Below are 12,858 nucleotides of genomic sequence, written 5' to 3' on the forward strand. Positions count from 1 at the left end.
AATAGGTGAAAAACAAATCATATGAAAAATTCACAACAAATGCTGAATAAATATGTATCGTATAGCTCACATGAGTACTGGGATGAAGCTATGGACGCTCTTGCCCACGAGGACGAGAAATACGGAAAAAGTGTGAAAAACAAGAAACGCAAACAGGCTGTAGTGGGTAGTGAGCAGAAGTGAAATGTTATTAAATGTATGACAAATACATCAGGTTAAATTGATTTTTATCAATGTTCATTAATTTGGATTAATTGTAGGACAATTAAATATGGAGTGTGGCACGGTGTAGCCTTGATCTAGACCGATCTGCAGAATTCGTGGCACATTGTAGCACACCAACCCAATATAAAGGAGATATACATACATATGGCTAAACGTAATAACTCGATTCAATTTAAAGGTTTGCTCAATACTGAGGTTATGGAGATTACTGAGGAAGATAAGAACGGTATCGCTACTTATGATCTGCTCGATGAATTGAAATTCTATGACGGAAAGCATATCTCAATTAGTATTAAAGAAGATTTGCCAGTCCAACCTAAGGAATAATATATGGAATTGAATAATATTAAACGTGATTCGTCAGAAACTATTGACGATTTTTTGCTACGTCTGGGTGAGAATCTAGCTACATATGACCTTACATGGACTCAAGCTGCAAAGTTATTGAATGATGAATGTGATGATGAATACTCTGAATCCAGATGGCGTAAGCGATATAACAGTTACGTTGAGTTGAAGCCGATTATTTTGGCTAAGTATGCAAATAATGAAGTTGTTCAAGAAGTTCGAGATGCTACTGTAGAGCAACGTAAAGAACGCATTAAACTGCAGACAGAGAAGAATGAATATAATAAGCAATTACGCGAACAATCCAGAGCAGAATTGCTTGAAGAGAAGATTATTGAAGCTGTAGAGAAACGACCAACTATTGTTATTCCTCAAATACATATAAAGAAAAACAATGCTAAACGTGATTTCCTAATGCCTATTGCAGATATGCATACCGGAGTTGAGTTCTGTCTACGTGGATGGGAAGGAGAAATCCTGAACGAATATTCTCCTGAAATTATGGAGAAACGTATGTGGAAGCTACTTGAGGAGTTTGTGGTTATCAATGATGAGCAAAAGATTAATCATGTGACCCTCCCTAACCTCGGAGATAGCGTAGATGGAATTCTAAGAATGAGTCAACTAATGAGTTTAAAGCTTGGGGTGACTGATTCAGCTATTTACTTTGCAGAATTTATGAGCCAATGGCTAAATGAGCTGTCTAAGTATTGTTACATTGATTACTACTCCATCTTCGGAAATCATGATCAAATGAGAATGCTATCCGGTAAACGTGATGAGTTCCCACATGAGAATGCTCAGAAGTGGATTACGAAACTTATTGAAGCAAATCTCAAAGACAATAAGAATATTTCGGTAAACAACTGTAATGAATTTATGTATGTAGATATCCTGGGAACAAAGGTACTCGGAGTCCACGGCGAGAACGAGAGAAATCTTGAGAATAGTATTAAGGATTACATGCTGACGTATAACAAACCTATTCATATGCTACTCTCTGGTCATTTACATCATTACCATGAGAAGACAATCGCAATGAATGGTAATCGCAATGTAGAGTACATACAGACGGATTCGATTATTGGAATTGATGACTACTCACTGAAGTTGAAAAAGACTTCTAATGCGGGTGCAAAGGTAATGATCATTGAAGAAGACAGAGGCAGAACCGTTACATATAACATTAAATTGTAGGCAAAGGGAACGATGATTCGTTCTCTCTTTTGTTTTATTTTTCTGGTGTAGGAAGGTTTCTCTCTCCTTTTCCGGCCTACATCACAAAAATAAAATAAAGAGTAAAGGAGGGAGAGCGTATGGCTAGAGTTACAGGAAGCAAGAGCAAAATTATAAGCGGAATGGTTAAACCCGTTAGTGCAAAGAAGCCATGTACAAGTTGTGGAAAGAGCAAGAACGTTAATGAACCCAATTCAGGCTTCTACAAATCCAATCATAAGCTTGATGCCGATGGCAGAACCAGTGCTTGTAAACTCTGTATAAAACAACAGATAGATTATGGCGACTTACAGACAGTAAAAGATGTGCTTCGCACGATGGATCGTCCCTTTTTATCTGAAGTATGGACGTTAAATGTTGAGGAATGTAATAGAGACGGTATATCAGACTATTTCGGAAAATATCTCAAAAATATACAATTGAATCATAAAAATTCAGGTTGGAATGATGGAGATAACTCTCTAGGCAACAACCTCTCCTCTCCTCAAGTAGAGAAGGTTAATCCTGGCGAAGAAATCATTTTTTCAGATCAGGATGAACAAAACAAAGCGGATGTATTAAGAATGATTGGATATGATCCATTTGAGTCTGAATCTGATATCGACAAAAAGGGATTATACAACAAATTAGTAGATTTTCTCGATGAAGGCACACTTGAAGACAGCTACAAGCTTCCCGTTGTCATTTCAATTGTTAAAACCTTTGGACAAATTGACAAAATCGATAGGGCCATTTCAAAATTGACAGCGGACATTGACAGCCTTACTCAGAATACAGGTAGCATTAAGTCTTTAATGGATGCAAAGAAGGGCTTACTTACAGCAATAACTGCACTCGCCAAAGACAATGGACTATCTGTTAATCACAACAATAATAAGAGTAAAGGTGGCAATACTCTAAACGGAATCGTAAAGAAACTGAATGAAATTGGTTTGGATGAAGCCTCTGTGAATGTATTTAATCTTGAAACCGCTGAAGCCATGAAACAGATTGCGGACATTAGCCATCGGAGCATTCTGGACCAATTAATGTTAGACGAGAATGATTATGCTGAGATGATTAGCGAGCAAAAACAAATGATACAGAAACTGGATGGAAAAGTCATAACTCTGGAAGAAGAAAATAGAAAATTAAAAATTGCACTCAAGGTTTACTCAGATGGAGGTGATGCATCCTCATGAATATCATAATGAAGCAATCTCAGAATCAGATTTCACAGCGAAAGCTAGAAGGGTATCTTAAATTAGCTGAAATCATTCAATGGGGACGTTAGTAAATCTCCAGTGAAGTTTTGTGAGCGGTTCTTTGGAATTGAATTTCTAGACGCACAAAAATATGCATTTATGAACACTTGGCTGAAACCCTATAATGTGTGGGTGATTACCCGGAATGGCGGGAAAAGTACCCTAAGTGCTCCATTAATTATGGCAAAAGGTATTTTGTTTCACGGACACAATACATACATACTCAGTAACGTATCGGCTCAAAGCCAGGATACCTTTATGAAGATAGAGAAGATTGCTAAGAATGAGATTAACAGCTTTACTGGACTAACTGATTTCTTTATGGGCGAACTAGTCAAGTCTGCAGCTAATACAGATGGATTCACTCATGCTCAGTCGGGCTTTAATTATAAGCTCTACAACGGTAGTGCTGTAACAAGCTTAAGCGGAGATATAAATAACAACCGAGGCAAAAGAAGTGCGCTTAACGTGTATGATGAGAGCGGTTGGACGGAGGAAGATTATGTGGTAGCCACTACACCGTTTCTATTGCAGAACTCGTCTTTCCGAATGGGTGGGGACATTAATGTAGACACCTTACCCAAACAAGTACCGAACCAACGACTGTTTATTTCTTCTGCATCCAGTACAGAAAGTTACTTCTATTCACTATATAGAGATTACTCTAAACAAATGTTACTCGGAAATAAGGATTATTTCGTTTGCGATATTAACTGCGAAGTTATGATTCGTCCTATGTTTAACGGCAAGTTATATCCAGTTCCTCTTATAGAAAGAGATACCATTGACGCAGAAATGAGAAAGAACAAAGAGAAGGCACTAAGAGAGTTCTATAACAAGTTCTCGGTAGACGGTGGAGATAATCAAGTCTTTAAAAGAGCTGGAGTCATACGGAACTCGCAGAGTCGATTGCCTGTCATTCATAATAGTGCCTCTGAAAAGAGACAATTTGTTTTTGCATATGACCCTGCACATCATTATGATAACTCTGTATGTTTGGTCGCAGAAATTATCCATGATGAAGGTATAGGCCCAAGAATGGAAATCGTAAACGGTGTAAGCTTTGTAGATCTTGGAAAGAAAAAGAAAACGCCGATGCGTACACCTGAACAGATGGCTGCATTGAAAAAAATGCTGCTTGATTACAATGGTAAACAGCAAGCCGATTACGAGAATATTGAATGTCTCCTGATTGATGCGGGTGCAGGTGGACACGGGACGACCTATGCAGATTATTTTATGGATGACTGGGACGATGTGGATGGTAGTAAGCATAAGGGTTTGATTGATAAACAAGAGAATCATGAGTACATTTCTAGATTTCCAAATGCGGTTGATAAATTAAAATTGATGAGTCCACAAAAATATAAGCGTGAAATGTACGATGCTTTGTTAGAGATGTTGAATCTTGACTTGATTTCGTTTACCGCTGAATACGATGGCAAAGATTATATTATGGTTCCAAAGGAAACGGGAAAAGAAGTCGTGGTTGAAGATGAGGACGGAAACAATAAAGTTGAAACAGAAATACAATATGTGAAAGCTAAACTGGATTTCGATCAGCAACTTGCACTTCGAAATATCGACTTGTCGAAGGAAGAACTCGTAAATATATATCGTCACAAAGGAACCAATGGAAACTATCGCTATGACCTCTCCACCGAAAAAGAGGGGAAGATGCATGACGACAGGGCGTATTGCCTTGCAATGCTTGGATGGTATTTACAGAAGGTGCGTCGTGAACTTGTAACCAATAAACCAAAGGCCAAAGTAGATATCACAAAATACATGTTCCATAACTAATTATCATGATTGGAGGTGAGTGAAATAACAGAAGATACTAAATTTTCTAATCCTGCTTATGAACGAGAAATGATCCAATATGATAAGCTCTCCGAAGGTGTTTATGCCTTATCATATAAGAATCAATCATATAGAGCTAAGTACACCAAGGAACAAATCAACTCTTATATAGAGAGTAATAATGTAGATAAATTAAGGGAAGTATCAAATTACTTTTTCTTGGCCTCAGGTCAATATCGGGGGTTAGTCCAATACTTATCTAACATTCTCACATTTGATTATTTAATCGTTCCCAAAGTTAAAAAGAGCGATGTGTTAACTTCGGATAGGTTCGAGCGTGATTATCAATACATAATGGATTATACGGACAACAGTTATATCGAAGAAGCAGAACGCTTTATCACTTTTATTACACTACTTGATGGTGTATTTTACGGATACGAGAGACAAGTAGATAATATTGTGTCAATACAGCAGTTACCTCCACAATATTGTAGATCAAAATATAAAGTGAATGGAACTTACGGTGTTGAGTTCGACCTCAGATTTTTTGATATGTATAGAGATACTGAATTGAAACTGAAATTGTTTGAAATGTTCCCCCGTGAATTCCTCGATTACTACCTCGACTATAAAAATGGAAAGACAAAAGAATGGATTCCATTAGATCCAACCTTTGCAAGATGTCATAAGTTTACCGACACCCCAAAACCTTTATTATCTGATGTGTTTTTAGATTTGGTTGATTTGAAAGAGTATAAGGAATTAGATAAGTCTCAAAGTAAATTGAACTTGTATAAGTTAATTGTGCAGAAGCTTCCTATAGATAAGGATTCTGGGCTTCCTCTCCTTCAACTTGAAGAAGGTAAGGCACTCCATGCCAATGCAAAGAAGATGATTACGCAAGAGGGAATTGATGTATTAACTAGTCCATTGGATATCGAGGCAGTCAACCTCCAAGAAAGAGGATCGACTGTTAAGGATAATATTGATCGAGCAACGAACAATGTTTATGAATCGGCCAACACTTCAAAAATTCTCTTTAGTTCGGGTACTGATGGCGGAAGTATTGGTTTATCATACTCCGTTAAAATTGACGAAAGTTCTGTCTATCCCCTGTTGAGTCAATTTAAAAGATGGCGAGACAATAAATTCAAGACGTTGTTTAAAAGTAGGTCGTATCAGTTCGAAATTCTTTTTCCCAAGATAACCATCTTTAACCGGAAGGAAATGTTCGATTTATATAAGGAAGGCGCTACCCTTGGTTACTCCAAGTTAATGCCTTTGGCTGCAATGGGAGTGAAGCAATCAACCTTCATGAATTTGATTAATTTTGAAAATAATTATCTGAAACTAGATGAGCAATTAAACCCTCTCCAATCCACACATACTCAAGGTAGCGAAGGCACGAAGGGAAGACCTAAATCTGATGATAAAGACCTGTCTGATAAAGGACGCAAAACAAGGGAAACGGATGCCAATGCAAACCGAGCTAAATAATACTTGTGGCTTTGAGAGGGGGTGAAGAATATTTGGAATTAAAGATAAATACAAGTCTCCCGATCTACTTTGAGGAAATCGAAAATATTGAGGATGCAAGATTTCTTAAGGGGAAGATCTGGATTTGTCATACGGGTAAAAACCTTAACAATACTAACTTTGATAGACAGGTTATCCAAGAAGCAATTCCATCTTTAGCTAATACACCTGTGCTTGGTTTCATTCAAAAGAATGCAATGAATGAGTCTGATTTTCGCGGACATGAACAAAGAATAGTCATCAATAAAGATGGTGTCCAGATAGAATACATAGGACGAGCATATGGTATTGTTCCTGAATCGAATCATGCTAAGTTTGAAATGAAACTGTGTGATGATGGTGTTGAACGTGAATTTCTAACTTCAGAAGTATTATTCTGGAGGAAATTTCCTGAAGCAACAGAGATTATTGAGCGAGATTTAATTAAGAATCACTCGATGGAATTATTTCCAGCATCCATAAAAGGCTCTTTCACAAAAGAGGGGGTATTTAATTTTACCCAATTTCAGTTTGATGGCCTTTGCTTGTTAGGAGATGATGTTACACCAGCAATGAAAGGCTCGATCCTGGAGAAGTATAGCGAGATTAAGAATACAGCTAACTATAGTGATATGTTGCAAGAATTTAATACCTATTATAGTGAGTTTACTAAACAAAAAGGAGGCGAAAAAGTGGACGAAAAGCTAGAACTAATGAACCAGTTTACCAATCTTTTGGGCGAAGATATTGCAGAGATCAAAGAGAACCTTGATTCCTACTCATTTGATGAACTGAAATCTAAACTGAATGAGTTATCAGAACTTAAAACCCAAAATGAGCAAACTACTGTGCCAGAAACATTTAGTCTTACAGCTATTCAGATGCAGCAAGAAATTAAGAAAGCACTAAGCACTGAAATGTTTAAGGATAGATGGGGGGATTCCGTTAAAGGATACTGGTACATCGATCATGACGATACAAGAGTGTATGCAGAAGATGTACAAAATGGTTATACTCCAGTGGGTCTCAATTATTCGATGGTAGGTGATTTTGTTACCATTGATTTTGCATCAAAAAAACGTGTGAAATTTATTCCTCAAGATATGGAAAATGAAGAGGAAGTTGAGCTTTCAACAACTTTTGTTTCTATTGAAAGAAATGATTTTAATGTTGAACAAGCGAAAACACCAGCAGAAGATCACAATGGTGAACTTGAAGAATTGCGTAATTACAGGGCTATCAGAGAAAATGAAGATAAGTCTAAAATGATCGACAGTTTTACACAGCTTACCCAAGAAGAATTGGATACATTTAAAGGTAAACTTGATCAATTCACCAAAGATGAACTTGAATTACAGTTGTTTGCATTGGTAGGCAAGAAGGGTCTTAACTTCTCAACGAACAATCAACAACCAAATCTGATTTACTCGTTGAGTACAATTGATGCACCTGCACCTTCTAACCTACCTGAATGGGCAAGTTACGTAGAGCAATATAAATCAAAACAAAAATAAATATATTGGAGGCTATTAATAAATGGCGATTGTAAAAGGAACCTCCGTTTACGGAGTTGTAGAACTGAATAAAGTAGCAGCAGTAAAAACAGGTCAGATTTATACACAATATGAGTTGGATGCAACAGATTTTGCAGCGACCCCTGCTGAGAATGGCATGTTGCTTGTGGTTGACCATGTAGGTAAAAAGATTAAGAAACCAACTGCGGTAACAGCATTGGTGGGTCTACATGCTTCTGTCGAAAAGGACTATGAGAATAAAGGCCGTAAGCATTTTGCTGCGAAGCCAGGAGAATTTCTCCCTCGCGTAGATAAACTCAATGTTGGAGATGTATTCGAAACAAATACGTTCCAATACGATGACACCGTATATGCCAATTATACTGCACTTGTAGCTGCAATTTCGCCCACTGCTGTATTTGGTGTGGCTGCAACTAATGGTTTTATTGATGTTAAAGCAGCTACAACCCCTACTGCAGCGGTTGAGTTGAAAGCGGTTGAAGGTGTAGTTTTGCCAAATGGCGAAAATGGTATCAAATGGGTTGTCACAAAAGCCTAATCACTAAACATAATCATGGAGGAATGTAAATAATGGATTTTTCACTTAAACAAATGGCGGTTGCCGTATATAAAAAAGAAGTACCCGCAACTAATTTTTCGTTGTCTGATATGGAAGGTGCTCTGCGGGATAAATTCCGTGAGCTGGCTCCTGATTATAATACGTATCGTCGTAATCAACTTGATATTTTTGAGCTGGTACAAGAAGTAATCGATGAAGTAGCTCCGAAAAAGATTGAAGCTGCTATTGGATACTTTGCTCAGGTTAAGTCTTATACACAGGGAGAGCGCCCACGTTTCCGTCTTAAAAAGGGTCGGAACAATGTAAAACGATTCATTACGCGTATTGGTCTTGGCGGAGTACTGCAACGTGTTCGCTTGGATCAAGACTTTGTTGAAGTCGCTACACATGCTCTGGGTGGTGCAGGATACGTAGAGTTTGAACAGTTCTTGGATGGTCAGATGGATTGGACGGATCTGATTAATCTCATTATTGATGGGATTGAGTCGGAGATCTATAAAGAGATTCAGGCTGCACTGATTGCAAGTTATTCTAAGCTTCCAGCTAGCAATAAGGCTGTTTCTGCAACGTTTGACAGCGCTGAAATGTCTAAGTTGATTACCACGGTTACTGCTTATGGTGATAAAGCTGCCATCATCTGTACGCCAGAATTTGCTGCAAACATCGTACCTGATGCTAAGTTTATTGGTGATGCTGATCGTCAGGATATGCGTAACCAGGGGTATATTGGTCGATTCCTAGGTGCGGATGTAATCGTTCTTCCTCAGTCTTTTGCGGATAGTGCAAATACGACCAAAATCTTCGATCCACAATATGCTGTTGTCGTTCCAGTGGGTTCTGCACCGGAAGATAAGATTGTTAAAGTAGTACTTGAAGGGCAGACCATCGTTGATGAAGTGAAGAATGCGGATGGATCGAAAGAATTCAGTGCATATAAAAAGGTAGGTACAGCCGTATTGTCTACAAATTACTTTGCGATGTACCGACTTACTGGTCTGTCTTAATCATGATGCCCTAAGTTTAACTTAGGGTACTATTCAAAAAAAGGAGAGAATTAAATTGGCTAGAAAAAATACAGGTGAATTTAAAGTGGATGTCTGGAATAACAGCATGGGACGGGTTTCTTTTATTCTTGATGATAAGAAATATCTATGGGACAAGGTTGGCGCAAAGAAGTCAGTTGATCTAGATATTTTGAAGGAATTGGTGAATATTACGGGCGGCTATACACTTTTAAATGAGGAATTGCTTATTAAAGAGTCCTCTATTCGTGAAGAGCTGGGTCTGCCAGTGAGTCCTGGGCAAATGTTAGATGCAAAAGGCATTACCGAACTCCTTGGTAAATCAAGCGTGGAGATTGAAACGATCCTTTCTGATTCCAATAACGCTGTTCTTGAAAAGGTTGCTGCTGAAGCTATTAAACAAAAGATTAGTGATTTGGATAAGATGGATGTTATCGAAAAATACAGTGGTGTAGATGTACTTTCGGCAATTAAGGAATTGAAAGAGGATGCCAAATAAGAGGAAGTGAGAAGTTATGAGTACTCCATATTCCAAAGTATTCCATTCGTTTTTGGGTAAAATTACTGACTATACATATGAATCTTATACCGATGAGGAATTAGGAGGAGACTTAACTTCTCTTCTTAATTCATCTATTGTCGAATTCGATTATCCAAAGGTTGATATCAGAGATAAAGACGATGATGCACTATTATTTAATAGAGATCTTGGAATCGACGAAATAGAGATTTTGTCGTTCCTTATGGTTGAACGTTGGATTGAGAGACAGATTAATAATGTTGAACTTGTAAAACAACGCTTCTCGAATAAAGATTTTCAGTACACATCGCAAGCAAACCATCTCGACGCTCTGTATAAAAATCAAGAAAGAGTTCAAAAGAAAGTGACTACATTAAAGACAAAATATTCGTATAGACAGACTGGCTCAAGTTATTATAAGCCTGACTATAGTGGTCTAAGCAAGGGTGACTAAATGGACTACTTTGATGGATACAAAAAGAGAATTAACACTTTCAAAGAATTTAATTCATTGAGCCGAGTAAGTTTGAACTCTATAGTTATTGTTAATGAAGACACAGAGATCGCTGCTCAGATCGTTGATGACAGTGATACTAAAGACCAAAAAGCAATAACAGTGATTGATTTCAAATTAAAAAATGGTGACATCATTGATTGGCAAAATGAGAAGTGGATAAACATTGTGACGGATAATATGGCAGATATCTATTCTAGAGGTGTGCTGCGTAGATGTAATGGTTCACTCAAATGGGTAGATCCTCAAGGTGAAATCAATAAACGCTACTTTACATTTAAATCTGATCCATCGACTAACTTTGGTGTCAGTGAGGGCAGAATCTTATCCATTGGAAATGAGCGTCGAACACTACTTGTAAGTTGTGATGATGATACAAGGTTATTTGAAAGAGACCAAAGATTTATCTTTGATTCACGAGCATGGAAGATTACAGCAATAGATAATATATCCATTAAAAATATTAGCATTGTAACCTTTGAAGAGGATCAGATTAATACTGCTAAAGATAATTTGGAATTGGAGATTGCAGATTATGTTGACCACATTTCAGACTATAAAATATCCATTGGTAATGGACAGTCCTTAGCAATCAGTATTGATCAAACGCTACAATTGAATGTTACTGTAACCAACAAAAATATCCTCGTTCCATCACCCTCAATGGAATTCTTAGTTAATGACAAAGAGATATTGAATGTCGATGTAAATGGGCTAATTACTCCTTTAAAGATAGGAACAGCCGTAGTGACAGTTAAGTTTAAAAGCGTCTCAATAAGTATTGAGATTAATGTTACAGAAGAGATTTTACATACATATTCTTGTGAGATTGTTGGACCTGAAGAAATGAAGGTAAGCAGAAGTCAGGTGTATTCAGCGAAGTTTTATCGTAATGGAGTTGAATATTCAGATGAGAGTACATTTACATTAACAAGCGACGATGACGTATCTTCAACAAAATTAGCTACTCTAAGTATTCATGATATAACTGCTAACACATGCACACTTGTAGCTGCTTCAACAGTCGGTTATGTAAAATTACACGTAGCAGGGCAGAATGGATTTTCAACAACAAATAAAAGAATTAGAATTAAACCTTTGTATTAAATGTTAGTGAGGTGAAGCCATGTCATTTCTCAATGAGATAACTGACTATAAGAATACGGTGATAAGCAGGCTGCTCAGTGATCAAGAATTGTGCAAGGCTATTGCCTACACTAATACAGATTTCCTTGAGCAACCAGATATAGAATACACTGATGAATTGATGTATGAGAACATTTTTCCTCATCGTTTTATCCCCGAAACAACCAATGAATCTAAGACATACATAACCATCTCTTGTACAGACTATAGGCCATCTGGCAACAGTTATAAAAATGGGATTCTTGGCATTTACATGTTTACACATCGAGATAACTTTAAGACAGACTATGGATACACACGAATGGATTATGTTTTGAGTAAAGTCGAGGAGTTAATGAATTCACAACGAGGGATAGGCCTTGGTGAATTGAGCTTTAATTCGTTGAATGAGTATGTGATCAATGAGAAGTTTCAAGGATATGCCTTAACCTATAGACCAGTGGACTTTAATTGATGTTTGAAATTGAAGAAAGTATTGAGCTTAAACTTTTACTCGGTCAACCAGTTAGCCTAAGTGGTATCAATATCTATTCTCCTCTCCTAAAGGATATTGTATCTGTGGGTTACGATAAATATAATCATGCTCTATCATCTCTACTCTTTAATAAGAGTAGATTCCCCGATTTAAAAGACCTAAAGGAATCTAATTTTGATTTATTTACCTATTTTTATATCCATGATGAAGCTTTCAAAGACGCAATCGAAATGGCTTCAAGATTGATGTTTAGAGATGAGATAATTTTAGAGGTATTGGACGAGTCGCCACGATTTAAAGTTGGTGATTTTTTTATTTGTTCTGAGAATTTTTCTGATATTCAAAAGGTAATCAAATGTGCCAACAAAGTTCCAGATACTTCAGACAAAGAAGAATTCAATCCTGCCAATTCTAAAGCAAAAGAATTCATAGATAAGATTATGGGGGATAGAGCAAAAAAGCCACAGAAGAAGCCAGTTAGTAATCTACATAGTTTAATTTCGGGTCTCTCTTGGAAGTCCCCCAATATCAATATCTTGAACATTTCCGATCTGACGATTTATCAGTTTTACGATGGGTATTACAGATTGGAAAATATCGACCACTACAACAACATTATGAATGGAATCTATTCAGGTAAAGTCGATTCAACAAAAATAAAAATTCAAGAAAATACTTGGACAAAAATAATTACATAACGGAGGAATTTATTA

Annotated in this window: 14 protein-coding genes; all 14 read left to right on the forward strand. The window is 37.1% G+C overall.

Annotated elements, in window-relative coordinates; genetic code table 11:
* Positions 1 to 21 precede the first annotated feature (21 nt).
* The 14 genes from MHI42_RS00525 (at position 22) to MHI42_RS00590 (ending at position 12,843) form a co-directional block, all read left to right on the forward strand.
* Positions 22 to 183 (forward strand): hypothetical protein, encoded by a 162-nt coding sequence (locus MHI42_RS00525; protein WP_342422346.1) that lies wholly within the window; start codon positions 22 to 24, stop codon positions 181 to 183.
* Positions 184 to 369: 186 nt separating this feature from the next.
* Positions 370 to 552 (forward strand): YonK family protein, encoded by a 183-nt coding sequence (locus MHI42_RS00530; RefSeq protein WP_342422347.1) that lies wholly within the window; start codon positions 370 to 372, stop codon positions 550 to 552.
* 3 nt (positions 553 to 555) lie between these two features.
* Complete coding sequence (locus tag MHI42_RS00535) at positions 556 to 1,770, forward strand: metallophosphoesterase (protein WP_342422348.1); 1,215 nt, start codon at positions 556 to 558, stop codon at positions 1,768 to 1,770.
* A 119-nt stretch (positions 1,771 to 1,889) separates the two neighbouring features.
* Positions 1,890 to 2,990, forward strand: coding sequence for a hypothetical protein (locus MHI42_RS00540; protein WP_342422349.1), 1,101 nt, complete (start codon positions 1,890 to 1,892; stop codon positions 2,988 to 2,990).
* A gap of 243 nt (positions 2,991 to 3,233) precedes the next feature.
* Positions 3,234 to 4,856 carry a terminase gene (locus MHI42_RS00545; RefSeq protein ID WP_342422350.1) on the forward strand — a complete coding sequence of 541 codons (1,623 nt, stop codon included), beginning with the start codon at positions 3,234 to 3,236 and terminating at the stop codon, positions 4,854 to 4,856.
* 15 nt (positions 4,857 to 4,871) lie between these two features.
* Complete coding sequence (locus MHI42_RS00550) at positions 4,872 to 6,356, forward strand: hypothetical protein (RefSeq protein ID WP_342422351.1); 1,485 nt, start codon at positions 4,872 to 4,874, stop codon at positions 6,354 to 6,356.
* 32 nt (positions 6,357 to 6,388) lie between these two features.
* A complete protein-coding gene (locus MHI42_RS00555; RefSeq protein WP_342422352.1) occupies positions 6,389 to 7,888 on the forward strand; it encodes a hypothetical protein in 1,500 nt (499 codons plus the stop codon).
* Positions 7,889 to 7,910: 22 nt separating this feature from the next.
* On the forward strand, positions 7,911 to 8,447 hold the full coding sequence (locus MHI42_RS00560; protein WP_342422353.1) for a hypothetical protein: 537 nt from the start codon (positions 7,911 to 7,913) through the stop codon (positions 8,445 to 8,447).
* 32 nt (positions 8,448 to 8,479) lie between these two features.
* Complete coding sequence (locus MHI42_RS00565) at positions 8,480 to 9,472, forward strand: hypothetical protein (protein WP_342422354.1); 993 nt, start codon at positions 8,480 to 8,482, stop codon at positions 9,470 to 9,472.
* Positions 9,473 to 9,527: 55 nt separating this feature from the next.
* Positions 9,528 to 9,989 (forward strand): hypothetical protein, encoded by a 462-nt coding sequence (locus MHI42_RS00570; protein WP_342421906.1) that lies wholly within the window; start codon positions 9,528 to 9,530, stop codon positions 9,987 to 9,989.
* Positions 9,990 to 10,005: 16 nt separating this feature from the next.
* The gene (locus MHI42_RS00575; RefSeq protein ID WP_342421907.1) at positions 10,006 to 10,464 is read left to right on the forward strand and encodes a hypothetical protein; all 459 of its coding nucleotides are present in this window, start codon (positions 10,006 to 10,008) and stop codon (positions 10,462 to 10,464) included.
* Positions 10,465 to 11,631, forward strand: coding sequence for a hypothetical protein (locus tag MHI42_RS00580; protein ID WP_342422355.1), 1,167 nt, complete (start codon positions 10,465 to 10,467; stop codon positions 11,629 to 11,631). It abuts the gene before it with no gap.
* A gap of 19 nt (positions 11,632 to 11,650) precedes the next feature.
* On the forward strand, positions 11,651 to 12,124 hold the full coding sequence (locus tag MHI42_RS00585) for a hypothetical protein (protein ID WP_342422356.1): 474 nt from the start codon (positions 11,651 to 11,653) through the stop codon (positions 12,122 to 12,124).
* The gene (locus MHI42_RS00590; protein WP_342422357.1) at positions 12,124 to 12,843 is read left to right on the forward strand and encodes a hypothetical protein; all 720 of its coding nucleotides are present in this window, start codon (positions 12,124 to 12,126) and stop codon (positions 12,841 to 12,843) included. The genes MHI42_RS00585 and MHI42_RS00590 overlap by 1 nt, the downstream gene beginning before the upstream one ends.
* Positions 12,844 to 12,858 lie beyond the last annotated feature (15 nt).

This window comes from Paenibacillus sp. FSL E2-0178 (assembly GCF_038593005.1).
Classification (GTDB): domain Bacteria; phylum Bacillota; class Bacilli; order Paenibacillales; family Paenibacillaceae; genus Paenibacillus_AQ; species Paenibacillus_AQ phytohabitans.

What these genes read in the sequence shown, in the direction of transcription:
- MHI42_RS00525 (WP_342422346.1), top strand. Translation starts at nt 22, where the DNA reads ATGAAAAATTCACAACAAATGCTGAATAAATATGTATCGTATAGCTCA.
- MHI42_RS00530 (WP_342422347.1), top strand. Translation starts at nt 370, where the DNA reads ATGGCTAAACGTAATAACTCGATTCAATTTAAAGGTTTGCTCAATACT.
- MHI42_RS00535 (WP_342422348.1), top strand. Translation starts at nt 556, where the DNA reads ATGGAATTGAATAATATTAAACGTGATTCGTCAGAAACTATTGACGAT.
- MHI42_RS00540 (WP_342422349.1), top strand. Translation starts at nt 1,890, where the DNA reads ATGGCTAGAGTTACAGGAAGCAAGAGCAAAATTATAAGCGGAATGGTT.
- MHI42_RS00545 (WP_342422350.1), top strand. Translation starts at nt 3,234, where the DNA reads ATGGCAAAAGGTATTTTGTTTCACGGACACAATACATACATACTCAGT.
- MHI42_RS00560 (WP_342422353.1), top strand. Translation starts at nt 7,911, where the DNA reads ATGGCGATTGTAAAAGGAACCTCCGTTTACGGAGTTGTAGAACTGAAT.
- MHI42_RS00565 (WP_342422354.1), top strand. Translation starts at nt 8,480, where the DNA reads ATGGATTTTTCACTTAAACAAATGGCGGTTGCCGTATATAAAAAAGAA.
- MHI42_RS00575 (WP_342421907.1), top strand. Translation starts at nt 10,006, where the DNA reads ATGAGTACTCCATATTCCAAAGTATTCCATTCGTTTTTGGGTAAAATT.
- MHI42_RS00580 (WP_342422355.1), top strand. Translation starts at nt 10,465, where the DNA reads ATGGACTACTTTGATGGATACAAAAAGAGAATTAACACTTTCAAAGAA.
- MHI42_RS00585 (WP_342422356.1), top strand. Translation starts at nt 11,651, where the DNA reads ATGTCATTTCTCAATGAGATAACTGACTATAAGAATACGGTGATAAGC.
- MHI42_RS00590 (WP_342422357.1), top strand. Translation starts at nt 12,124, where the DNA reads ATGTTTGAAATTGAAGAAAGTATTGAGCTTAAACTTTTACTCGGTCAA.